This window comes from Pseudomonas sp. MT92, from assembly GCF_058792515.1.
The window spans coordinates 248149-271825 of the sequence record NZ_JBXAFA010000001.1 but is presented as its reverse complement, the minus strand read 5'-3'; the positions used below and the strand labels follow the sequence as shown (position 1 = coordinate 271825).

Annotated in this window: 21 protein-coding genes; 7 read left to right on the top strand and 14 right to left on the bottom strand. The window is 60.0% G+C overall.

The genetic code is table 11. The annotated features are described in order from the left end of the window. Positions 1–3: 3 nt before the first annotated feature. Complete coding sequence (locus AC1Q6D_RS01295) at positions 4–642, top strand: TetR/AcrR family transcriptional regulator (RefSeq protein ID WP_103402868.1); 639 nt, start codon at positions 4–6, stop codon at positions 640–642. A 97-nt stretch (positions 643–739) separates the two neighbouring features. Here the strand turns inward: AC1Q6D_RS01295 and AC1Q6D_RS01290 are convergent, their stop codons facing one another. The 9 genes from AC1Q6D_RS01290 to AC1Q6D_RS01250 form a co-directional block, all read right to left on the bottom strand. Then, positions 740–955 carry a TOBE domain-containing protein gene (locus AC1Q6D_RS01290; protein ID WP_007967989.1) on the bottom strand — a complete coding sequence of 72 codons (216 nt, stop codon included), beginning with the start codon at positions 953–955 and terminating at the stop codon, positions 740–742. Positions 956–1062: 107 nt separating this feature from the next. Continuing rightward, on the bottom strand, positions 1063–1869 hold the full coding sequence (gene ssuB, locus AC1Q6D_RS01285) for an aliphatic sulfonates ABC transporter ATP-binding protein (protein WP_103402869.1): 807 nt from the start codon (positions 1867–1869) through the stop codon (positions 1063–1065). Next, entirely contained in the window at positions 1866–2648 is a 783-nt protein-coding gene (gene ssuC, locus AC1Q6D_RS01280) for an aliphatic sulfonate ABC transporter permease SsuC (protein ID WP_047534732.1), read from the bottom strand. Before ssuC ends, ssuB begins: the two co-directional genes overlap by 4 nt. A gap of 8 nt (positions 2649–2656) precedes the next feature. After that, a complete protein-coding gene (gene ssuD / locus AC1Q6D_RS01275; RefSeq protein ID WP_047534736.1) occupies positions 2657–3805 on the bottom strand; it encodes an FMNH2-dependent alkanesulfonate monooxygenase in 1149 nt (382 codons plus the stop codon). 25 nt (positions 3806–3830) lie between these two features. After that, positions 3831–4796, bottom strand: a complete 966-nt coding sequence (locus tag AC1Q6D_RS01270) for a sulfonate ABC transporter substrate-binding protein (protein WP_103402870.1) — start codon at positions 4794–4796, stop codon at positions 3831–3833. Between the two features lie 89 nt (positions 4797–4885). After that, a complete protein-coding gene (gene ssuE / locus AC1Q6D_RS01265) occupies positions 4886–5479 on the bottom strand; it encodes an NADPH-dependent FMN reductase (RefSeq protein ID WP_090466473.1) in 594 nt (197 codons plus the stop codon). A gap of 291 nt (positions 5480–5770) precedes the next feature. Then, positions 5771–6409, bottom strand: coding sequence for a peroxiredoxin (locus AC1Q6D_RS01260; RefSeq protein ID WP_103402871.1), 639 nt, complete (start codon positions 6407–6409; stop codon positions 5771–5773). A gap of 365 nt (positions 6410–6774) precedes the next feature. After that, entirely contained in the window at positions 6775–8112 is a 1338-nt protein-coding gene (locus tag AC1Q6D_RS01255; protein WP_103402872.1) for an OprD family porin, read from the bottom strand. Positions 8113–8613: 501 nt separating this feature from the next. Next, the gene (locus AC1Q6D_RS01250; protein ID WP_103402873.1) at positions 8614–9954 is read right to left on the bottom strand and encodes an OprD family outer membrane porin; all 1341 of its coding nucleotides are present in this window, start codon (positions 9952–9954) and stop codon (positions 8614–8616) included. Between the two features lie 362 nt (positions 9955–10316). On the opposite strand from AC1Q6D_RS01250, the gene tauA reads away from it, so the two are divergent. Beyond that, entirely contained in the window at positions 10317–11306 is a 990-nt protein-coding gene (gene tauA / locus AC1Q6D_RS01245) for a taurine ABC transporter substrate-binding protein (RefSeq protein ID WP_103402874.1), read from the top strand. A gap of 109 nt (positions 11307–11415) precedes the next feature. On the opposite strand, the gene argA is transcribed toward tauA, so the two are convergent. Continuing rightward, positions 11416–12714 (bottom strand): amino-acid N-acetyltransferase, encoded by a 1299-nt coding sequence (argA, locus tag AC1Q6D_RS01240; protein WP_047534756.1) that lies wholly within the window; start codon positions 12712–12714, stop codon positions 11416–11418. A 245-nt stretch (positions 12715–12959) separates the two neighbouring features. Next, positions 12960–14120: an acetylornithine deacetylase gene (gene argE / locus AC1Q6D_RS01235; protein ID WP_103402875.1), complete on the bottom strand. Its 1161-nt coding sequence runs from the start codon at positions 14118–14120 to the stop codon at positions 12960–12962. A gap of 157 nt (positions 14121–14277) precedes the next feature. On the opposite strand from argE, the gene AC1Q6D_RS01230 reads away from it, so the two are divergent. Beyond that, positions 14278–15645, top strand: a complete 1368-nt coding sequence (locus tag AC1Q6D_RS01230) for a CYTH domain-containing protein (RefSeq protein WP_103402876.1) — start codon at positions 14278–14280, stop codon at positions 15643–15645. A 108-nt stretch (positions 15646–15753) separates the two neighbouring features. Here AC1Q6D_RS01230 and AC1Q6D_RS01225 read toward each other — a convergent pair whose 3' ends face one another. Continuing rightward, positions 15754–16218: an Lrp/AsnC family transcriptional regulator gene (locus tag AC1Q6D_RS01225; RefSeq protein WP_047534765.1), complete on the bottom strand. Its 465-nt coding sequence runs from the start codon at positions 16216–16218 to the stop codon at positions 15754–15756. A gap of 125 nt (positions 16219–16343) precedes the next feature. On the opposite strand from AC1Q6D_RS01225, the gene AC1Q6D_RS01220 reads away from it, so the two are divergent. From AC1Q6D_RS01220 to AC1Q6D_RS01210, 3 genes are all read left to right on the top strand, one after another. Next, entirely contained in the window at positions 16344–16682 is a 339-nt protein-coding gene (locus AC1Q6D_RS01220; protein WP_103402877.1) for an ACT-like domain-containing protein, read from the top strand. 90 nt (positions 16683–16772) lie between these two features. Then, positions 16773–18557, top strand: a complete 1785-nt coding sequence (gene tfpB, locus AC1Q6D_RS01215; protein ID WP_103402878.1) for a type IV pilus assembly ATPase TfpB — start codon at positions 16773–16775, stop codon at positions 18555–18557. A gap of 71 nt (positions 18558–18628) precedes the next feature. After that, positions 18629–18946, top strand: coding sequence for a DUF2388 domain-containing protein (locus AC1Q6D_RS01210; protein ID WP_047534773.1), 318 nt, complete (start codon positions 18629–18631; stop codon positions 18944–18946). Positions 18947–19036: 90 nt separating this feature from the next. Here AC1Q6D_RS01210 and gcvP read toward each other — a convergent pair whose 3' ends face one another. Then, positions 19037–21910: an aminomethyl-transferring glycine dehydrogenase gene (gcvP, locus tag AC1Q6D_RS01205; protein WP_103402879.1), complete on the bottom strand. Its 2874-nt coding sequence runs from the start codon at positions 21908–21910 to the stop codon at positions 19037–19039. 154 nt (positions 21911–22064) lie between these two features. On the opposite strand from gcvP, the gene AC1Q6D_RS01200 reads away from it, so the two are divergent. Next, the gene (locus AC1Q6D_RS01200; protein WP_103402880.1) at positions 22065–23204 is read left to right on the top strand and encodes a DegT/DnrJ/EryC1/StrS family aminotransferase; all 1140 of its coding nucleotides are present in this window, start codon (positions 22065–22067) and stop codon (positions 23202–23204) included. 46 nt (positions 23205–23250) lie between these two features. Here the strand turns inward: AC1Q6D_RS01200 and gcvH are convergent, their stop codons facing one another. Then, positions 23251–23634 carry a glycine cleavage system protein GcvH gene (gene gcvH / locus AC1Q6D_RS01195; protein ID WP_103402881.1) on the bottom strand — a complete coding sequence of 128 codons (384 nt, stop codon included), beginning with the start codon at positions 23632–23634 and terminating at the stop codon, positions 23251–23253. Positions 23635–23677: the final 43 nt, after the last annotated feature.

Below are 23677 nucleotides of genomic sequence, written 5' to 3'. Positions count from 1 at the left end.
TCAATGACACGCGTAGCCACCCCCCGCAAACCCCGCGCACGCAGCCAGGCCCGAATCGATTCGATACTCGATGCGGCCCGCACACTGCTGGCCGCCGAGGGCGTGGCCAGCCTGTCGATCTACAGCGTGGCCGAGCGCGCGGAGATCCCGCCCTCCTCCGTCTACCACTTCTTCGCCAGCGTTCCGGCCCTGCTCGAAGCCCTGACCGCCGACGTCCACGCCGCCTTCCGCGCCTGCCTGCAAGCACCCATCGACCACCAAGCCCTCACCGGCTGGCGGGATCTGTCGCGCCTGGTGGAGCAACGCATGCTCGAGATCTACAGCGAAGACGCCGCCGCCCGCCAACTGATCCTCGCCCAACACGGCCTGACCGAAGTCACCCAGGCCGATCGTCAGCACGACATCGAACTGGGCGACCTGATGCACAAACTGTTCGACCACCACTTCGAGCTGCCGAAGCTGCCGAGCGATGTCGATGTGTTTGCGCTGGCCATGGAGCTGGGTGATCGGGTCTATGCGCGCTCGGTGCAACAGCATGGACAGATCACACCGCGCATGGCTGAAGAAGGGATGCGGGTGTTTGACGCCTATCTTGGGCTGTATTTGCCACCCTACCTGCCCAAGCGAGCTGTACCGGCCTGATTTTTATCGGCCTCGCAGGCCCCATCGTCGGCTCAAGGCACGCATAAAAAACCCCGAAGGGCTAAAACCCTCCGGGGTTGTCGTTTACGCGCACGGCTTACAACTTGGCGATCGACACCTCGGTGGATTTCACAAATGCAATCACTTCGCTGCCCACGGCCAGCTCCAGCTCTTTCACCGAACGCGTGGTGATCACCGAAGTGACGATGCCGGAAGCGGTTTGCACGTCGATTTCCGACAGCACGTCGCCGAGCACGATTTCCTTGATGGAGCCTTTGAACTGGTTGCGAACGTTGATGGCTTTGATGGTCATATTGATTTCTCCTGAGGTCGAAATGAGCTGTAAGCGGCAAGCCACAAGCTGCAAGTCAAAGCGCTGTGCTTCTTCTCGCAGCTTGAAGCTCAAAGCTCGCAGCTGCCTTACTGAGCCCAACGCAACTGCGTAGGCAAGGGTGAAACAGGTTCCGGCTCCGGCGGTTGGCCGGGCAGTGACAGCACACGGTTGAGGACTTCGGTTTCCAGCGCCGCCAGTCGATGGGAACCGCGGACCCGAGGGCGCGGTAACTCCACATGCAGGTCGAGGCCGACTTCGCCGTCTTCGATCAGGATCACCCGATCGGCAATCGCCACCGCTTCACTGACGTCGTGGGTCACCAGCAACACAGTGAAACCGTGCTGTTGCCAGAGCCGTTCGATCAGTTGCTGCATTTCGATTCGGGTCAGCGCATCCAGCGCGCCCAATGGTTCGTCGAGCAAGAGCAGACGTGGTTGATGGATCAGCGCGCGGGCCAGGGCCACGCGTTGCTTCTGCCCACCGGACAGCGCGGCTGGCCACTCATTGGCGCGATCGGCCAAACCAACCGCTTCCAGGGCTTCCAGCGCTTGCGGCCGCCAATTGCCCTTGAGCCCGAGGCCGACGTTATCGATGATCTTTTTCCATGGCAGCAGACGCGCTTCCTGGAACATCAAGCGGGTGTCTTCCCGTGCCTCACTGAGCGGCGCGGCGCCGGCCAGCAATTCGCCGCCGGTAGGCTGATCGAGACCGGCGAGCAAGCGCAGCAAGGTGCTCTTGCCGCAGCCGCTACGACCGACCACCGCGACAAACTGGCCTGCCGGAATGTGCAGGTCGATCTCGCGCAACACTTGCCGCGAACCGAAGGTTTTTTGCAGATTGCGCACCACCAGCGGAATCCCGCGCAGCAGCCGTGGAGGTTGTTGAGCCGTCATGCAGCACCTCCCTTGGCGACTTGATAGGCCGGGTGCCAACGCAGCCACACACGTTCGAGCCCACGGGCGGCGAGGTCGGCCAGCTTGCCGAGCACCGCGTACAGCAGAATCGCCAGCACCACCACGTCCGTCTGCAGAAACTCCCGGGCGTTCATCGCCAGGTAGCCAATGCCGGAACTGGCGGAAATGGTCTCGGCGACGATCAGCGTCAACCACATGAAGCCCAGTGCGAAGCGCACGCCGACCAGGATCGAAGGCAGCGCCCCCGGCAGGATCACCTGACGGAACAGGCTGAAACCGGACAAACCATAACTGCGCGACATCTCCACCAACGCCGGATCGACGTTGCGGATACCGTGGTAGGTGTTGAGGTAGATCGGAAACAACGTGCCCAGCGCCACCAGGAAAATCTTCGCCGACTCGTCGATGCCGAACCACAGGATCACCAACGGAATGAGCGCCAGGTGCGGCACGTTGCGGATCATCTGCACCGAGCTGTCGAGCAGGCGTTCACCCCATTTCGACAGGCCGGTGATAAAGCCCAAAGTCAGGCCGATGCTGCCGCCGATGGTGAAACCCAGGGCAGCGCGCCAACCGCTGATCGCCAGATGTGTCCAGATCTCGCCGCTGCGCACCAGACTTACACCGGCTTCGATCACGGCGATCGGTGCCGGCAGAATCCGTGTCGACAACCAGCCCGCCGACACCGACAACTGCCACACCGCCAGCAACAACACCGGCAACGCCCAGGGCGCGAGGCTGTGGATGATTTTCTTCATGGCGCGCCTCAGCTCTGGGACGCGGCTTTGGGAAGAATGTCGTTGGCCACCATCTCACCGAACGGGCTGACGTAACCGGCGCTTTTCGGCAGTTCGGGACGTTCGATATCGAGGTGCGGGAACAGCAACTCGGCAACGCGATACGACTCTTCCAGGTGTGGATAACCGGAGAAGATGAAGGTGTCGATGCCCAGGTCCGCGTACTCTTTCACGCGAGCGGCCACGGTCGGACCATCGCCCACCAGCGCCGTACCGGCACCGCCGCGCACCAGGCCAACACCGGCCCACAAGTTGGGACTGACTTCCAGGTTGTCGCGACTGCCGCCGTGCAGCGCAGCCATGCGTTGCTGACCCACCGAATCGAAGCGCGCCAGGGAAGCCTGGGCGCGAGCGATGGTGTCTTCGTCCAGGTGCGAAATCAGGCGGTCCGCCGCTTGCCAGGCCTCGGCGTTGGTTTCGCGCACGATCACATGCAGACGAATGCCAAAACGTACGGTACGACCGAGCTTCGCGGCCTTGGCGCGGACTTGTTCAATCTTCTCGGCAACGGCGGCGGGTGGTTCGCCCCAGGTCAGAACCATTTCAACCTGCTCTGCCGCCAGGTCCTGCGCCGCTTCCGAGGAACCACCGAAATACAACGGCGGACGCGGTTGCTGAATCGGCGGATACAGCAATTTGGCACCCTTCACGCTGATGTGCTGACCGTCGTAATCAACGGTTTCGCCTTCCAGCACGCGGCGCCAGATGCGAGTGAACTCCACCGAAGCCTGGTAGCGCTCGTCATGGCTGAGGAATAGACCATCGCCGGCCAACTCTTCCGGATCACCACCCGTCACCAGGTTGAACAGCGCACGACCGCCGGACAGGCGATCCAGAGTCGCAGCCTGACGCGCGGCCACCGTCGGGGAAATGATCCCGGGGCGCAGGGCGACCAGGAATTTCAAACGCTGGGTGACCGGGATCAGCGACGCCGCCACCAGCCACGAGTCTTCGCAGGAGCGACCGGTGGGGATCAGCACCCCGCCGAAGCCCAGACGATCCGCCGCTTGCGCGACTTGTTGCAAGTAACCGTGGTCAACGGCGCGAGCGCCTTCGGCGGTGCCAAGGTAATGGCCGTCGCCGTGGGTAGGCAGGAACCAGAAGATATTGAGGCTCATGGAGTGGTCTCCTTGGGGAATTGAATTACTGTGCTTTGGCAACGGCTGCCGGTGGCGTCCAGATCACGTCTTTGATGCTCAACGGTTTCGGAATCAACTTGAGCTGGTAGAAGCTGTCGGCGATTTTCTGTTGCGCAACGACCACGTCCGGGGTCAGGAACAAGGCGCCGTAGCCCTGGCGTTTCACCGAGGTCAGGGTGATGTCCGCCGGCAGGCCGAGCAGTGGCGACACTTGTTGCGTCACCTCTTGTGGATTGGCCTTGGACCACTCACCGACGGCACGCACTTCTTCCACCAGGGTCTTGATCACCTCAGGGTTTTTCTGTGCGTAAGGCTTGGTCGCCAGGTAGAACTGATGGTTGTCGACGATGCCTTGGCCATCGCGCAGGGTGCGCGCCTGCAGTTGCTGTTCGGCGGCTGCCTGGTACGGGTCCCAGATCACCCAGGCATCGACGCTGCCACGTTCGAACGCGGCGCGGGCATCGGCCGGCGGCAGGAACACGGTCTGGATATCGGTGTACTTGAGGCCGGCGTCTTCCAGTGCGCGGACCAGCAGGTAGTGCACGTTGGAGCCTTTGTTCAGGACGACTTTCTTGCCCTTGAGGTCCGCCACCGATTTGATCGCCGAGTCCTTCGGCACCAGGATCGCTTCACTGTGAGGGGCTGGAGGTTCGTAGGCGACGTAAAGCAAATCAGCACCCGCCGCTTGAGCGAACACGGGCGGGGTTTCGCCGGTGACGCCGAAGTCGATGGAACCGACGTTCAGGCCTTCGAGCAGTTGCGGGCCGCCAGGGAATTCAGTCCATTGCACGTCCACGCCTTGGGCGGCGAGGCGTTTTTCCAGAGTGCCTTTGGCTTTGAGCAGCACCAGGGTGCCGTATTTCTGATAGCCGATTCGTAACGTTTCAGCTTGGGCTTGAGTAATGGCGCCGAAGGCTACAGCCGCTGCAAACAGAGCGACCAGACCACGACGCAAAATAACAGGGCGCATGACGCTCTCCTTTTTGCAGTTGGGTTTTGGCTGCACCTGCTTGCCCGTTAGCGGGCGAGTAAGGCCAGTACATCAATTTGGGATAGGGCTTAAATGCTCCAGCGAGCACTCAACAAACGTTCATTCAACAGGTTCGGATCGAGCGGCTTGGGCCGTCGGGCCATGGCGCTGAAAAACAGCTCCAGCGATTCATTCAGTCGTTGCTCCAGCTCCGGCGCCAACTGCGCCAGCGCGCTGCCTTCGCCGTAGGCGATCTGGCTGTCCACCGCGAAAATGCCATGGAGCATTTCCTGGGCCTTGAGTGCCGACAACACCGGTTTGAGTGCGTAATCCACCGCCAGCATGTGGGCGATGCTGCCACCGGTTGCCATTGGCAGAACCACCTTGTGGCTCAACGCGCGCTCGGGCAGCAGATCCAGTACCGTTTTCAACGCGCCAGAGAACGACGCCTTGTACACCGGTGTGGCGATCAGCAGGCCGTCGGCGTTTTCAATCTGTTGCAGCAGGTCGATCACCTTCGGGCTGTCGAAGCGTGCATGCAGCAAGTCTTCGGCCGGGAAGTCCCGTACCTGGTAACTCACCACTTCCACGCCCTGCTCTTGTAACCAACGCTGGGAGCGGTCCAGCAGTACCCCGGAACGGGAGCGTTGGCTGGGACTGCCACCGAGTGAGACGACCAGCATTCAGACAATTCCTGAGTGGGGGCGATTCGCGGTTTGCGATCTCGCTTCGATGGAGAGACCTTAACAGTTGATTCATATATCCATAAATCATATTTATTCATTTGGTTATTCGATTTAGAGATATTAAAACCCACTTCTTCCAGGCGAAAAAAAAGGCCGTCGAAACGGCCTGAAATCCCCTGCTTTGTGGATCTGCACAAACCCCTGTGGGCGTTGGCTTGCCAGCGATGGCGGTTTGACTGACAGACCGCGTTGCTTCAATCGCCAGCAAGCCAGCGCCTACAAAAGCGATTAGCGATTGGGCTGCGGTGTCAGGCGCAAGTATGGCTTCACCGCGCGGTAGCCCTTGGGAAAGCGTTGCTTGATTTCATCTTCATCCTTGAGCGAAGGCACGATCACCACCTCATCACCGTCCTGCCAGTTGGCCGGGGTGGCCACCTTGTAGTTATCGGTGAGTTGCAGCGAGTCGATGACCCGCAGGATTTCATGGAAGTTGCGGCCGGTGCTCGCCGGGTAGGTGATGGTCAGCCGGACCTTTTTGTTCGGGTCAATCACGAACAGTGAGCGTACCGTGAGGGTGTCGTTGGCGTTGGGGTGGATCAGGTCGTACAGGTCCGAAACCTTGCGGTCGGCATCGTCAAGGATCGGAAAGGTGACAACGGTGTTCTGGGTTTCGTTGATGTCTTCGATCCATCTGTGATGCGAATCCACCGGGTCGACGGACAGCGCAATGGCCTTGACCCCACGCTTGTCGAATTCATCTTTGAGCTTGGCCGTGAAGCCCAGTTCGGTGGTGCACACCGGCGTGAAGTCCGCCGGATGGGAAAACAGCACGCCCCAGCTCTCGCCCAACCATTGGTGGAACCGGATGGTGCCGGCGCTGGAATCCTGTTCGAAATCGGGGGCGATATCGCCGAGTCTGAGGCTCATGGTGCTGCTCCTTGTGAGTGCTTGATGAGCTCAACTGTGCCTGTGTTTTTTATCCATTAAAAAGAATAAATATCGATTTATTTAGATCCATAAGGAATATTAAAGATCTGTTCACTGGACGCGCCTGCGCATCCCGCCGACCATCGTCAACGAGGTTCGAGAAGGCCTTGAGTTGCTGCAAAAAGGGGAGTTTCAAGGCAGGTTTACGGGGGTGAGCCCGCCTTGAAAACGCAAAAGCCCCGCCCGGCGAGATGCCGGGCGGGGCTTTTTTTGGTTCATCGCGGCTCACTCCCGAAGGCGTGTGTCATTCAGCACGTTTGTGGCTGGGATGACGCCTTCGTGAGCAGACTCGCTCCCACACGCTATTACAGCAGCGGGATCGAGTAGCTGACGATCAGACGGTTTTCGTCCTGCGAACGGGTGTTCGGCAGGTCGGTACGCCAGCTGGCGTTTTTCCACGCCACGCCCAGGTTTTTCAGTGCGCCAGACTGGACCACGTAACCAACGTTCAAGTCGCGTTCCCACTCGGAAGCGCCGTTCGCCGCTTCGGCGCCACGCGCGTTCACGGTGTCGATGTTATCGCCATGCAGGTACACCACACCCGCCGTCAGGCCAGGTACACCGACTTTGGCGAAGTCGAACGAGTAACGTGCTTGCCAGGTACGCTCGCCGGCACGGGCGAACTTCTGGATTTGCGAGTCGGTGATGGTGTAGTTCGACGAACCGTCGCCCTGGTTCAGCCACGGGAAGTCACTGCTGCCGTTGCTGACCTGGTAACCGCCCCCAAAGGTGTGACCGGCAACGCTGTACAGGAACAGACCGCTGTAGAGATTGTTGTCGACCTTGCCTTTGCCATTAGCCACGCCGCTGTAGTTGCCGGTGCTGTAGTAAAGCGGATTGCTGCCGTTGGCACCGTCGTCGGAGCTGTTGAAATAACGGAAGTCAGACTTCAACACGCCCGGACCGATTGCCCAGTTGTGAACCAGACCCAGGAAGTGTTGCTTGTAGAAGTCTTCCAGGTTGCCGTAGTAATACTGGGCAGTCAGGTCTTTGGTGATTTTGTAGTCACCGCCAGCGTAGATGAACTTGTTGCTGTTGATGGTGCGTGGGGACGCACCATTGATAGCCAACTGTTCATTGTTGCTGGAGTTACGACCTTTAACGTGCTCGATCTGGCCGCCGACCAGCGTCAGGTCCTTGATGTCACCGGAGGTGAGCTGACCACCTTCCCAGGTTTGCGGTAGCAGGCGACCGTCGTTAGTCACGATGACCGGCAGTTTTGGCTGCAGAGTACCGAGCTTCAGCTCAGTCTGGGAAACCTTGGCCTTGGCGGTCAGACCCAGGCTGGAGAAGTCATCAACCGCTTCACCATTGGATTTGCTTGGGAAAACAGTGCCGCCATAGGCAGCACTGTTAGCTGCGCCGTTAGTGCCGCCGCCCGAATCCAGCTTTACACCCAACAAGCCGATCGCATCGATACCGAAACCGACGGTGCCCTGGGTGTAACCGGAGATGAAACGCAGATCGAAGCCTTGGCCCCATTCTTCGTTTTTGTTCGGACCAGTACCGTCACGGTAATCGGTGTTGATGTAGAAGTTGCGCAGGCCCAAGGTCGCCTTGCTGTCTTCGACAAAACCGGCAGCACTCGCCTGCTGCGCCAAAACCCCTGCAGCGATGGCCAGGGCCAAGGTGGACTTGTTCATTGTTTCGCTCCTATCGTTTCTAATTCTTTTGGTTCCGGGTCGAGTGCCCTGAATCCTTGATTCGCCTGGCTTTCGCCATAGAGACCCTCGCACTGAAGATCTCCCCCCCGTCATTTGGGCGGCGCAGCATACCTTTTCATAAATCCGAAAAGAATCACTTAGTGTTTTTTGATATCCAAATGGAATATCGATGTGTACACGCCACAGAAACGAGATATCGGTGTTGAAACCGATTCCTGTGGTCGTGGTTATCGGAAGTTGAACGGGCTGAGCGTAAAGCGAGGGGGCCTGTAGGTCAGGTGGAGCCAACTGTAGGCGCTTGCGGAAAAATCTAAAAAGAATAAAAAACGATTAGAAGCAATCTTTTAGAAATATAGAAACGGAAGGCATATGAAGAAGCGAGCGGGCTCGCGATGGTCGTTAACGATGACGCGTTTTTATCGGGTAAACGCGTCGTTCTCGAGTCCATCGCGAGCCAGCTCGCTCATACAGATCTACTGCTTACAGGAAGCTGTAGGTGTAGTTGAAGATCAGACGGGTCTGGTCCTGGTCAGCGGTGCTGGTGTTACCGCCGTAAGTACCGTGACGCAGGGTCGTACCAAACCCTTTGAGTGGGCCGGTTTGAATCACGTAGTCCACACGCGCGTCGGTCTCGTGCTCATTCAGGTCTTTACCCACGCCGCTGGTAGCCTTGATGTCGCGGCCATCCAGGTAAGCAATCGAAGCTTTCAAACCTGGCACGCCCAGTGAGGCGAAGTCGTAGGAGTACTGACCATACGTGGTGTTTTCACCGGCACGGATAAAGCTGCCCACGGTGGCGTCGGTGAAGGAGTAGAAGCTGGCGCCGCCAGCACCTTCCGGACGACCTTTGCTATCGATCAGGCTGCCCTGGTTCAAGAAGACGAAGCCGCCGTCATCGCTGACACGCTGATGGCCAAGCAGGAACGCACTGCCACCCAAGGTGTAGGTGAACGTCGCGCTCCAGGTCTTGTTATCGACCTCGCCTGGATTCTTGGCGTAGCCGTTGTTGTTGTTGAAGCGGTAGCCCACATCGCCGTTCTTGCCGTCGGAGCTGCTGTCGAAATAACGAAGATCGGTCTTGAACGACTGGTTCGGGGCGATCGGGTAGACGTGCACCAGGCCGAGGAAGTTCTGCTTGTAGTAGTCTTCCAGGTTCGCGTAGTAGTACTGCAGCAAGAGGTCTTTGGTGACCTTCCAGTCAGCTCCGGCGTAACGGAACTTGTTGCTGTCCTGAGCACCGCCAGCCACTGCCATGCCAGTGTCGTTGGAGGAAGCGCGACCTGACGCGTGCTCCAGTTGACCCAGGTTGAAGGTCACGTTGTCGATTTCCTTCGAGGAGATGGTGCCACCTTCGAAGGTCTGCGGCAGCAGACGGCTGTCGTTCGCGATCAGGATCGGCAGGTTAGGTGCCAGACCGCCACCCAAGTGGGCCTCGGTCTTGGAGAAACGCGCCTTGACGTTGGCATCCAGACGACTCCACTCGTCGGCGGACCGGTCGCCGTCGCTCGGGAAGAAGGAGTTGCTGTTACCCAGCGGGTGATGCCCTCTGCCGCCATCCAGATGAATGCCGACCAGTGCCTGAGCGTCGATACCGAAACCAACAGTGCCTTGAGTGAAACCGGACAGGTAATCGAACTTGAGGCCTTCAGCGGTTTCTCGCTGACGGTTTGCGGCTGTTTTGGCGCCTTCACGGACATCGGCGTCGTAATACATGGTGCGGGAACTAACGGATGCCTTACTGTCTTCGATGAAACCGGCGGCGCCTGCCTGCTGCGCCAAAACCCCTACGGCCACGGCCAGGGCCAAGGTGGACTTGTTCATTGTTTAGCTCCTCTCGTTTCTAATTCTTGTATTCCTGGTCCCGAATCGAATGCTCGGAATCCTAAGATGCGCGATTAGCGCCGTAGCGTGACTCACAAGTCAATCGTAACATTGTGTGTCTACGACCATAGTCTAATCCCACTTTTTTGGCTTACTCAGGGTCATGTGCTTGTCACAAACCTGAAAAGAATGACTGGACTCCTTTCTCATTCCATTTAGAAATTAAGCCCGCCTTCGCGCCCCCCCCAGAATAGAGCGGGTTGCTCATAAGCTAATTCATAAATGTTATTTATTTTGCGTTTTTTAGATCGATTAGGTTTAGAAGCAATTCTGAAACAAAACCTGTCGAAAGGAACAACGCCATGATGATCAAACGCGCACTATCCCGACCAATTGTTACAGTTTGTGTATCGCTCGCCCTTTCTTTTTCCGCCCATGCGACGAACCTCACAGTCGGCTACCAGACCGGTATCGACCCCAGCAAAGTCCCCCAGGCGGACGGCGTTTACGAAAAAACCATCGGCGAAAAAATCGACTGGCGTCGCTTCAATAGCGGCCCGGAAGTGGTCACCGCGATTGCGTCCGGCGACGTGCAGATCGGCAATCTCGGCTCCAGTCCTCTGGCTGCGGCCGCCTCGCGCAATCTGCCGATTGTCGCGTTCATTGTGTCCGCGCAAATCAATGCCGCCGAAGCCTTGGTGGTGCGCAATGGCAGCGGCATCGATAAACCGGAAGATCTGATCGGAAAAACCATCGCCACGCCGTTCGTATCGACGTCTCACTACAGTCTGTTGGGCGCCCTGAAGCATTGGGGCCTGGACGCTTCAAAAGTCAAAGTGGTGAACCTGCAACCGGCGGAGATCGCCGCCGCGTGGAAACGTGGGGACATCGACGGCGCGTTCGTCTGGTCGCCGGCCCTGGGTGAGATTCGCAAGACGGGCAAGACCTTGACCGATGCCGCCCAAGTCGGCCAATGGGGTGCGCCGACGTTTGAAGTCTGGGTGGCGCGCAAGGATTACGCCGAGAAACACCCGGAGGTCGTGGCCAAATTCGCCAAGGTCACGCTGGACTCTTTTGCCGACTATGCAGCGCATAAGGACAGCTGGACCGAACACTCGTTACCGGTGCAGAAAATCGCCAAATTGACGGGTGCCAACGCCGCTGATGTACCGGAGCTACTGGCCGGGTCCGCGTTTCCGGATGCCAAGACGCAACAGTCCAGCGCGTTGCTGGACGGTGGCACGGCCAAGGCGATTGGCGAAACGGCGAAGTTCTTGAAGGAGCAAGGGAAGGTCGAAACGGTACTGCCGGATTATTCGCCGTATGTGAGCGCGAAGTTTGTCACCGAGTAACTGCTGAACAGGGCTGTTCAGCCCATCGCGAGCAAGCTCGCTCCCACAGGGTTCTCTGTTGTCCGCAGAACGTGTGGGAGCGAGCTTGCTCGCGATAGGACCACCACGGTCAAAGGGTCTTTTCGAAGATCTTCGAATTACGCTGATAGTTGTACAACGACGCCCGCGCCGACGGCAGGCGTTCGACGCTGCTCGGCTCGAAGCCACGCTCGCGGAACCAGTGTGCAGTGCGGGTCGTCAGTACGAACAGCGTCTTGAGCCCTTGCGCCCGGGCGCGGGTTTCAATGCGCTCCAGCAGCTCATCCCCGCGACCGCCATGACGGTATTCCGGGTTCACCGCCAGGCAGGCCAGCTCACCGGCATCGGAATCGGCAATCTGATACAGCGCCGCGCAGGCGATGATCATGCCTTCGCGCTCGACCACACTGAACTGCTCGATCTCACGCTCCAGCACCTCGCGGGAACGCCGCACCAGAATCCCCTGCTCTTCCAGCGGACTGATCAAATCCAGCAGACCACCAACGTCTTCGATGGCCGCTTCGCGCACCACTTCGAATTGTTCCTGGGCGACCAGCGTGCCGCCACCGTCGCGGGTGAACAGCTCGGTCAGCAGAGCACCGTTTTCGGCATAGCTGACGATATGACTGCGCGCTACGCCGCCACGGCAGGCTTCAGCGGCGGCATCCAGCAGTTCCGCCTGATAATTGCTGCCCAGACGCTGCAAGTGCGCGGGCACCTGTTGCGGACGCAACTCACGAACCAGACGGCCATGTTCATCGATCAAGCCAAGCTCGGCGCCAAACAACAGCAGTTTGTCCGCGCCCAGATCAATGGCTGCACGGGTGGCGACGTCTTCGCAGGCGAGATTGAAAATTTCACCGGTCGGCGAGTAACCCAATGGCGACAACAGCACGATGGAGCGCTCGTCCAGCAGGCGATTGATACCCTTGCGATCGACCCGGCGGACTTCGCCGGTGTGGTGATAGTCGACGCCTTCGAGCACGCCGATCGGCCGGGCTGTCACGAGGTTGCCGCTGGCCACGCGCAAGCGCGAGCCCTGCATGGGCGACGAGGCCATGTCCATCGACAGCCGCGCTTCGATGGCGATGCGCAATTGGCCGACGGCATCGATCACGCACTCAAGCGTCGCGGCATCGGTGATGCGCATGCCGTGGTGGTAATGCGGGGTCAGGCCACGGGCAGCGAGGCGCGCTTCGATTTGCGGACGCGAACCGTGAACCAGCACCAGCCGCACGCCCAGGCTGTGCAACAGCACCAGGTCGTGGACGATATTGCCGAAGTTGGGGTGTTCAACGCCGTCGCCGGGCAGCATGACGACAAAGGTGCAATCGCGGTGGGCGTTGATGTAAGGCGAAGCGTGACGAAGCCAATTGACGTATTCGGGCATGAACCTGGGCCTGTAATAAATAGCAGCCGAAGAAAGGGCGAAACAGAAAACGCACAGCGGGCTGATGGTTATCGTCGGAACAGGCTTGGCGACACGCGAACTCTCCTCATGAATACGGGTTTGGGTACCGGCAATTTAACCGCAAACACCTGAAGGAGCGAGCTTGCTCGCGATGGTAGTAGAGCTACCGCGTTCCTCCAGGCAGCCCTCGTCATCGTTTACGTCCTTCGCGAGCAGGCTCGCGCCTACAGGGGGTTGTTTGCCGGTGTCAGGCAGTAATGTTCAATCAACTGACGTAATAGATGCACCGTAGGCTGCAAACGTGACATTTCGAGGTATTCCCCCGGTTGGTGGGCGCAGGCGATATCGCCAGGGCCGAGCACCAGTGTTTCGCAGCCAAGTTGCTGAAGATAAGGCGCTTCAGTGCCGAACGCCACTGCTTCGGCAGCATGGCCGGTGAGCTTTTCAGCGATCCGTACCAGTTCCGCGTCTTCGGCCTGCTCGAACGGCGGCACTGCGGGGAACAGCGGCGCGTAATCGATCTTGACCTGATGCCGTTCGGCAATCGGGTTGAGTTTCTGCAAAATCGCCGCGCGCAGGGCTTTGGGGTCCATGCCCGGCAACGGCCGCAGGTCGAATTCCAGCGAACACTGTCCGCAAATCCGGTTGGGGTTATCGCCGCCATGGATGCAGCCGAAATTCATCGTCGGCTGCGGCACGCTGAACTGCGGATTACGGTACTCACGCTGCCACAACAGGCGCAGGCCACGCAATTCGCCAATGGCATCGTGCATGGCCTCCAGAGCGCTGTGACCCAGGCGCGGGTCCGAGGAGTGGCCGCTCTGCCCGAGGATGTCGATGCGCTCCATCATGACGCCTTTGTGCATGCGGATCGGCTTGAGCCCGGTCGGCTCGCCGATGACAGCTGCTCGCCCCAATGGCCGTCCGGCTTGCGCCAGGGCCCGGGCGCCAGACATCGAACTCTCTTCATCGCAGGTGGCCAGGATCAGCAGCGGTTGCTTGAACGGCTGATCGAGCAGCGGCTTGACCGCCTCGATGGCCAGGGCGAAAAAGCCCTTCATGTCGCAACTGCCCAGGCCGACCCAGCGGCCGTCGACTTCAGTCAGCTTCAGCGGGTCGGTCTGCCACAGCGCGCCATCGAATGGCACGGTGTCACTGTGGCCGGCCAGCACCAGACCGCCGGGACCGGAGCCGAAACTGGCCAACAGGTTGAATTTGCCGGGACTGACCTGCTGGATATCGCAGGCAAAACCCAGATCGCCGAGCCAGGCGGCCAGCAGGTCGATCACCGGGCGATTGGATTGATCGAGGTTCGCTTGGGTGCAACTGACCGACGGTGCAGCGATCAATGCAGCGAATTGATCTTTCATGGATGGCAAAGGCATCGCTGGCTCCGACTCGCGAATTGAAGTCCATCATAGAACCATCCGGCGACAGGAATAAACCGTCGCAGGGCGGAGCAAGGACGAGTCCTGTACACTGCACGACCTTGGCAGCCACACATTCCCCCCGGCTGCGCTCCCGATCCTGGATTTTCCGGCCATGCAGAAAGAAACCGAAATCAAACTCCGCGTCAGCCGCGAAACCCTCGCTGCCCTGCGCGAGCACCCGCTACTGAAAAAACGCAACAAAAGTGGCTGGGAACGCCGTGAGTTGATGAACCAGTACTTCGACACGCCTGAGCGCGACCTGGCCCGCGCCAAGGTGGCCCTGCGCCTGCGCAAGGATGGCGAAGAAGTCATTCAAACGCTCAAGACCCGCGGCCAGAGCGTCGCCGGCCTGTCCGAGCGTAACGAGTACGACTGGCACCTGCCCAAGGCCAAGCTCGACGTGAAGAAACTCGACGGCGAATGCTGGCCCGAAGCACTGGCCGAACTGGACAAGAAAACCCTGAAACCGATCTTCACCACCGATTTTGTCCGCGAACGCGCCGAAATCGCCTGGGGCCGCGGCAAGACCAAAGTGGTCATCGAAGCCGCGCTGGACCTCGGCCACGTGGTGGTTGGCAAACAGAAAGAAGAAATCTGCGAGCTGGAACTGGAACTGCGCGAAGGCGAACCGGCCGCGTTGCTGGAACTGGCCGCCGAGCTGGCCGCGACCCTGGCCCTGATGCCTTGTGACATCAGCAAGGCTGAACGCGGCTATCGCCTGTACGACGCCAACAGCTATTCGCTGAGCCTGCCGGCACCGCAGATCAGCGCCGAAACGCCGCTGGACGACGCCTTCGCCGCTTTGAGCTGGCACTTGTTGGGCAGCAGCCAGCGTCTGGCCGAGCAATATCGTTTCAATGGCCACTGGCGCCTGCTGCAGGACTGGGTGGAAAACCTCGCCGAATTGCGCGCGCTGGCCAGCAGCCTCGGCCAGGCCGCGCCGCGTCAATCGACCCACGACCTGCGCGTCGCACTCGATGCCCTGCTCGAAGACTGGCGTCCGCTGGTCCAGGCCGGCCTGGATGATGAAGACGTACGCAAAGCCGCGCCGGAGCAGTTCCTCGAAGAACTCGAAGACCCGCGCTGGGGCCTGTTCTCCCTGAACACCTCGCGCTGGTTGCTCGCTCGCACCTGGACCGCCGACCGCAACACCCGTGGCAATCGCCAGGGCGCCGCGCAACTGGGCAGCTGGTTGCCGCGCCTGTTGGGCGAAGAAGCCAACTCGCTGCAATTGCAGCGTTACCAGCAGCAACCGGAAGACCTCGCGGAACAATTGCCGCGCATCGAGCGTATCCAGGCCTGGCTGCACCACGCGCGCCACGTGCTGGACATCCCGGAAATGGATCGCCTATATGGCGAGCTGAACAAGCTGGCGCAACTGGCCAACGAGCCGATCACCGACGAAACCCTGGATGCGCGCAAGCAGCAGGCGATTGCGGTTTATCAGAATCGTGCGTGGAAGATGCTTCTGCGTCTGTAATACCGCCATCGCCAGCAGGCTGGCTCCCACCTTGGTTTTGTGTACGCCACAAAGCCCCTGTGGGAGCCAGCCTGCTGGCGATGAACCCCACGTTATTACCGCAGACTTTCAGACCGGCAAACTGGTCGTCGACTTGATCTCCGACAACGCCACCACCGAGTTGACCTCCTGAATCCCCGGCACCAGCGACAGCTTCTCGAAGAAGAACCGCTCATACGCCTCGATGTCCGCCGCGACGATCCGCAGCATGAAATCCACCGCCCCCATCAAGACATAACACTCCAGCACTTCCGGAAAGCCGCGAATGGCCTCGGTGAATTCGGTGAAATTCGAACGTCCGTGGGCGTTGAGTTTGACCTGCGCGAATATCTGCGTGTTGAGGCCGATTTTCTTGCGGTCGAGCAGCGTCACCTGGCCACGAATGATCCCCTCCTCCTTCATCCGCTGAATCCGCCGCCAACACGGCGACTGCGACAGTCCCACCTGCTCCGCGATCTGCGCGCTGGAGAGCGAAGCGTCCTCTTGCAGCAGCGCGAGAATCTTGCGGTCGTAGCCATCCAGCTCGCTGTGCATAAAAAAACCCTTGATTACCGATACTCTGAATTAAACGATTCGATAGAACCGTAATACGCCCCATCATAGATAAGAAATACCCGGCCACGAATGTAAAAATTTCTCCAGTGATTTGGAGATCGACCATGCCACACCTGGAAGCCGTGAACACCCCGCCCACCCGCGCCGATGTCTGGAACATCAGTAACACCCATTGCCGCGTTCGCTATCAGTTGCTGGCCGAAGCCGAGCCCGACCTGCTTTGTCGCGCATTGAACCTGTTCGCCCTGCAGTTTCTGACGCCGGAACAGGTCAACGTGCAGCGCCAGGATGACCTGCTGGACATCGATGTCGTCATCGACGGATTGAGCTGGCACCGCGCCCAAGTGATTGCAGAAAAACTGCGTAATCTGGTCAGCGTCTGCTCGGTCGAGCTGCAATTGGCGGATGCTGCCTGGGGCGATACGGCTCAGGCGGCTGGCTGAAAAAAGTCGATACGGCTTCGTCGGGTAGTGGCCCAACGGTCGGTGGGGTCACGACTATCCTTTGCGAACGGTTGTTCACAAGGAGCCCGCATGTCCGTTCAACTCGCCCTTCAGGACCGCTGGCTGGATCTCAGTGATTTGCTGCGTGAACTGGTCGCCCAGGGCTTTATCAGCCAGGATTCGGCCGAACACGCGCTCAATGCCCGCCGCCGCCACGTCGCCAATGGCCAGATGCACCCACTGGAGTTCATCGCCAGCCAACAGCTGGAAGACCTCAGTCGGCCCGGCAAGCACCTCGACCTCGAAAGCCTCACATTGTGGCTATCCCAACAGGCCGGCCAGCCTTACCTGCGTATCGACCCGCTGAAAATCAACGTCGCGGCCGTCACGCCACTGATGTCCTACGCCTTCGCCCAGCACCACAAGATTCTCGCGGTAGCCATCGATCGCGATGCGGTGACTGTGGCCAGCGCCCAACCCTACGTCACCGGCTGGGAGGCCGACCTGACCCATGTGCTGAAGCTGCCCATCAAGCGGGTGGTGGCCAATCCGGTGGACATTCAGCGCTTCAGCGTGGAGTTCTTTCGCCTGGCCAAGTCGGTCAGCGGCGCGAATAACGCCGATCAGCCATTCAACACCCTGGGCAACTTCGAACAGTTGCTCAACCTCGGCGCCAGCGACCAGGAGCCGGACGCCAACGACGCGCACATCGTCAACATCGTCGACTGGCTGTTCCAGTACGCTTTCCAGCAACGCGCCAGCGATATCCACATCGAACCCCGGCGCGAACAGGGCACCGTGCGTTTTCGCATCGACGGCGTGCTGCACAACGTCTACCAATTCCCGCCACAGGTCACCATGGCCATCGTCAGCCGCCTGAAAAGCCTGGGGCGAATGAATGTTGCAGAGAAACGCAAACCCCAGGACGGGCGGGTGAAGACCAAGACCCCGGAAGGCGGCGAAGTCGAGTTGCGGCTGTCGACACTGCCGACCGCCTTCGGCGAAAAAATGGTCATGCGGATCTTCGACCCCGAGGTGCTGCTCAAGGACTTCGATCAGCTCGGTTTTTCAGCCGACGACCTGCGGCGCTGGCAGGACATGACGCGCCAGCCCAACGGCATCATTCTGGTGACCGGGCCGACCGGGTCCGGCAAGACCACCACGCTCTACACCACGCTGAAAAAGCTGGCGACGCCGCAGGTCAACCTCTGCACCATCGAAGACCCGATCGAAATGGTCGAGCCGGCGTTCAACCAGATGCAGGTCCAGCACAATATCGACCTGACCTTCGCCGCCGGCGTGCGCGCCCTGATGCGGCAAGACCCGGACATCATCATGATCGGCGAGATCCGCGACCTCGAAACCGCAGAAATGGCCATTCAGGCGGCGCTCACCGGGCACCTGGTGCTGTCGACCCTGCACACCAACGACGCGCCCGGCGCCATCAGTCGCCTGCTGGAACTCGGCGTACCGCATTACTTGATCAAGGCCACGCTGCTGGGCGTCATGGCCCAACGACTGGTGCGCACCTTGTGCCCGCACTGCAAGGCTGCGCAAGCCCTGGGCGAAGAAGACTGGCAGACCCTGACCCGACCCTGGCAAGCACCGCTCCCCACCCATGCCCAACGCGCCATCGGCTGCCTGGAATGCCGCGACACCGGCTACCACGGCCGCGCCGGGGTCTACGAAATCATGCAACTGAGCGATGGCCTCAAGGCGCTGATCAACCCCGACACGGACTTGCTCGCCGTGCGGCGTCAGGCCTTCAAGGAAGGCATGCGCAGTCTGCGATTGTCCGGCGCACAGAAAGTGGCGGCCGGTTTGACGACGATTGAGGAGGTGCTGCGAGTGACGCCGCAGAGTGAGCAAAAGTAGATTGGCCGCCATGGAACTCGATTGGGGGAATCGCTATCAAACACCGGAGTTAACCCTGTGGAGTCACTTTTATGCGTCTCAAACTTGCTGTCGCTACCATTGCCCTGTTGTCCCTGCCTGTCGGTTCGGCGATGGCCGATAGCTTTTGGCGTAACGTCCTTTCCTCCGGTGCCACCACCGGTTCGACTTACCTGACGTTCAAGGATCACAAACTGATCGTCGCCGCCCAGGACGATGCCGGCAGCTTCGTCGCCAGCGACGGCGGCATCCGCGGCCCGTACCTGGAAGCCGCCATGCAGAAAGTCCGCGCCGACAACCCTGGCCTGCAGGCGACAGACATGGAACTGGCGAATGCGATCCTGGCGAAGAATGCCGTGGCTTCGGAATAAGCTCTCAGGTTGAACAAAAATGCCGCTCAAATGGAGCGGCATTTTTTTTGTTCATTGCAAAACCCTGAGGGGTCAGGAGTGACCGGTATTTCAACGGTACTCATCCAGCGGCACACAGGCACAAAACAGGTTTCGGTCGCCGTAGACATTGTCCACCCGATTCACCACCGGCCAATACTTGTGGGCCTTGGTGTGGGCGTCCGGTGTAACCGCCTGTTCGATGCTGTAAGGCCGCTCCCAGACACCGGTGATGTCGGCCAGGGTATGCGGCGCACGTTTCAACGGGTTGTCATCGGCCGGCCAGTTGCCGTTCTGCACCTCGGTAATTTCCGCGCGAATGCTCAGCATTGCTCCGATAAAGCGGTCCAGTTCTGCCTTCGATTCACTTTCGGTGGGTTCGACCATCAAGGTCCCCGGCACCGGGAAGGACATGGTCGGCGCATGGAAGCCATAGTCCATCAGGCGCTTGGCCACGTCCTCTTCGCTGATACCGGTCAGCGCCTTGAGGGGGCGCAGGTCAAGAATGCATTCGTGGGCCACCCGCTCGTTGCGCCCGGTGTAGAGCACCGGGAACGCCCCGGACAGGTGTTGCGCCAGGTAATTCGCGGCGAGGATCGCCACTTCACTGGCGTCCGCCAGTTGCGGCCCCATCATGGCGATGTACATCCAACTGATCGGCAGAATGCTCGCGCTGCCCCAGGGTGCGGCACTGACGGCACCGTTCTGCGGCAGCGGCCCGTCGATCGGCACCACCGGGTGATTGGCCACAAAGGGTGCCAGATGCGTGCGTACGCCAATCGGCCCCATGCCGGGCCCGCCGCCGCCGTGGGGAATGCAGAAGGTTTTGTGCAAGTTCATGTGTGACACATCCGCACCAATGTCCGCCGGACGAGCCAGCCCGACCTGGGCATTGAGGTTGGCGCCGTCCATGTAGACCTGGCCGCCATGGCTGTGGATCACTTCACAGATCTCGCTGATGCCTTCCTCGTACACACCATGGGTCGAAGGATAAGTCGCCATCAGACAGGCAAGTTTGTCCCCGGCCTGCGCCGCTTTGTCTTTCAAGTCATCCAGATCAACGTTGCCCGCCTCGTCGCACTCGACAATGACCACACGCATCCCGGCCATCTGCGCCGAAGCCGGGTTAGTGCCATGAGCGGAAGACGGAATCAGGCAGATGTCCCGAGCCCCCTGATGCCGGCTCTCGTGGTATTTGCGGATGGCCAGCAACCCGGCGTACTCGCCCTGTGCACCGGAGTTGGGTTGCATGCAGATCGCATCGAAACCGGTGATCGCGCACAGCCAACGCTCCAGTTCTTCGATCATCAGCGAATAACCGGCTGCCTGCTCTTTCGGCGCGAACGGATGCAGATTGGCGAATTGCGGCCAGGTAATCGGGATCATCTCGCTGGTGGCATTGAGTTTCATGGTGCAGGAGCCCAACGGGATCATCGATTGATTGAGCGCCAGGTCTTTGTTTTCCAGCTGCTTGAGGTAGCGCAGCATCTCGGTTTCACTGTGATGGGCGTTGAATACCGGATGGCGCAGATAAGGCGAGGTGCGCGCCAGCGCCCCCGGAATGCCGGGGCTCAGGGTTTCGGCGTCCAGTTCTTCGACGTTTAACCCATGATCGACGCCCAGGAACACATCGAACAGTTTCGCCACCGTGGCTTCGTCAGAGGTTTCGTCCAGACTTAGGCCCAATCGCCCGCGCCCCAGAATGCGCAAATTGATCTGCGCAGCCTGGGCGCTTTCGATGATTGCAGTCTGGGTCCCGCCGACGTCCAGGGTCAGGGTGTCGAAGAAGTGCTGATTGACCCGGGTCAGGCCCTTGCGCTCAAGGCCGGCGGCGAGGATGCAGGTCAGGCGGTGCACGCGCTGGGCAATCCGCTTCAGCCCTTCAGGGCCATGATAGACCGCGTAGAAACTGGCGATATTGGCCAGCAGCACCTGGGCCGTGCAGATGTTCGAGTTGGCCTTCTCCCGGCGGATATGTTGCTCACGGGTCTGCAGCGCCATGCGCAGGGCCACGTTGCCACGCGCGTCCTTCGACACACCGATGATCCGCCCGGGTATCGCACGTTTGTATTCGTCGCGGCTGGCAAAAAAAGCGGCGTGAGGCCCGCCGTAGCCCATGGGCACGCCGAAACGCTGGGACGAGCCGAACACCACGTCCGCGCCCAGCTCCCCCGGCGGGGTCAGCAACAACAGACTCAACAGATCGGCAGCAACACACGCCAATGCGTGCTGGGCATGCAGGTGATCAATCAAGGGTCGCAGATCGCGAATCTCGCCGTGAGTATCGGGATATTGCAACAGCGCACCGAACACCTGGTGCTGTTTCAAGTTATCCACAGGGCCGATGACCAGCTCGAATCCAAAACCCTCGGCGCGGGTCTGCACCACGGAAATGGTCTGCGGATGACAGTTTTCGTCGACGAAGAACACATTGCTCTTGGACTTGGCCACCCGTTTGGCCAAGGCCATGGCTTCCGCTGCCGCCGTGGCTTCGTCGAGTAACGAGGCATTGGCCAGCTCAAGGCCCGTGAGGTCGATGGTCAGTTGCTGGAAATTCAACAACGCTTCGAGACGTCCCTGGGCAATTTCCGGCTGATAAGGCGTGTATGCGGTGTACCAGCCGGGATTTTCCAGCACGTTGCGCAGAATGACGGTGGGTGTGAGCGTGCCGTGATAGCCCATGCCGATCAGGCTGGTCCAGACCTGGTTCTGCTCAGCGTAGCCCCGCAGCTTGGCCAGCGCGGCCTCTTCATCGAGGGCCGGCGGCAGATCGAGCATCCGGTTCAGGCGAATACCCGGCGGCACCGTTTGCTCGATCAGCTCGACCCGGCTGCCGAGGCCGAGGCTGTCGAGCATCGCCTGCTGCTCGGCGGCATCCGGCCCGAGGTGACGGCGAAGGAAGGCATTGGGATCGCGTAACTGACTCAGGGACGGCAACTGGGACATGACGGGCTCTCTCTGGACTGGCGCTCAGCGTCGATGCAACACGGTCAAACCAGCATAGCAGCCAGCGCCGACACGGAGAGCATGGCGCCGCCGGGCATTACGGATCATCATGCTCGTCGCGTACCCAATATCCGCTGATGAGGTCCCTGTTTTTATGAGCCAACTGCCTTTCCTGCCCTTCTCCAAACCCACTATCGACGAAGCCACCATCGCGGCCGTCGGTGAAGTCCTGCGTTCGGGCTGGATTACCAGCGGCCCCAAGGTTCAGGCCTTTGAAGCGCAACTGTCGGAGTACTTTGGCGGACGCCCGGTGCGCACGTTCAACTCCGGCACCTGCACCATGGAAATCGCCTTGCGCATCGCCGGCATCGGAGCGGGTGACGAAGTGATCACCACCCCGATTTCCTGGGTCGCCACCGCCAACGTCATTCTGGAAGTCGGCGCCACACCGGTGTTCGCCGATATCGACCCGGTGACCCGCAATATCGATCTGGATCAGGTGGAAGCCGCGATCACCCCAAGCACCAAAGCCATCATCCCGGTGTATTTGGCCGGCTTGCCCGTGGACATGACTCGCCTGTACGCCCTGGCACACAAGCATGGCCTGCGGATCATCGAAGACGCGGCGCAAGCGTTGGGCTCAAGCTGGAACGGCCAGCGCATCGGCTCGACCGGCGATTTCGTTTCTTTCAGCTTTCAGGCAAACAAGAACGTCACCTCGTCGGAGGGCGGCTGCCTGGTGCTGAACAATGCCGAAGAAGTGAAGCTGGCGGAAAAGTACCGTTTGCAGGGCGTTACGCGCAGCGGCTTTGATGGCCTGGATGTCGATGTGCTGGGCGGCAAGTTCAACATGACCGATGTCGCAGCAGCCATTGGCCTGGGGCAATTTGCCCATCTCGAAGCGATCACCGCACATCGACGGGAACTGGCCAAACACTACTTCAGTTGTTTTGGCGAAGATTTCGAAGCGCAGTACGGGGCTCAACTCCCTCCGGCGGACTTCGAGAACAGCAACTGGCATTTGTTCCAGCTGGTATTGCCTGAACGCCAGGATGGCAAACCGGCCCGAGCCACTTTCATGGAACAGATGCAGGCATTGGGTATCGGTATCGGCTATCACTACCCGCCGATTCACTTGCTGAGTCTTTACCGCGAGCGCGGTTTCAAGGAGGGGATGTTCCCGACAGCCGAACGGGTGGGACGCTTGATTGTCTCGCTGCCGATGTTTACGGCGATGACCAAAGCGGACGTCGAACGCTCGGTGGCAGCGGTCAAAGCCGTGCTCAAGCCTTGAGTCCACCCCCGCAGGAGCCGGGTTGCCGGCTCCTGCGGGGTGCACCTTACTCGCCGATGGCGGCTTTGTAGCCCGCTGCGTCGAGTAGCTTGTCCAGGTCAGCGGCGTTGCCTGGCTTGAGTTTGAAGATCCATGCGCCGTACGGGTCGGAGTTCAGCAGCTCTGGCGAGGCGCTCAGCTCTTCGTTGATCGCGATCACTTCACCGGCAACCGGGGAGTAGATGTCGGACGCGGCTTTTACCGATTCCACCACACCGGATTGATCACCGGCAGCAAAGACTTTTCCGATTTCGGTCAGCTCGACGAACACCACATCACCCAGCGCTTCCTGCGCGTGATCGCTGATGCCCACGGTGACGGTGCCATCGGCTTCCAGGCGTGCCCATTCGTGACTTTCGGCAAAACGCAGGTCGGCAGGGATATCGCTCATGTTCTGTATCCTCAGGAATTGTCAGCGGTCGATGCCGCCAGAA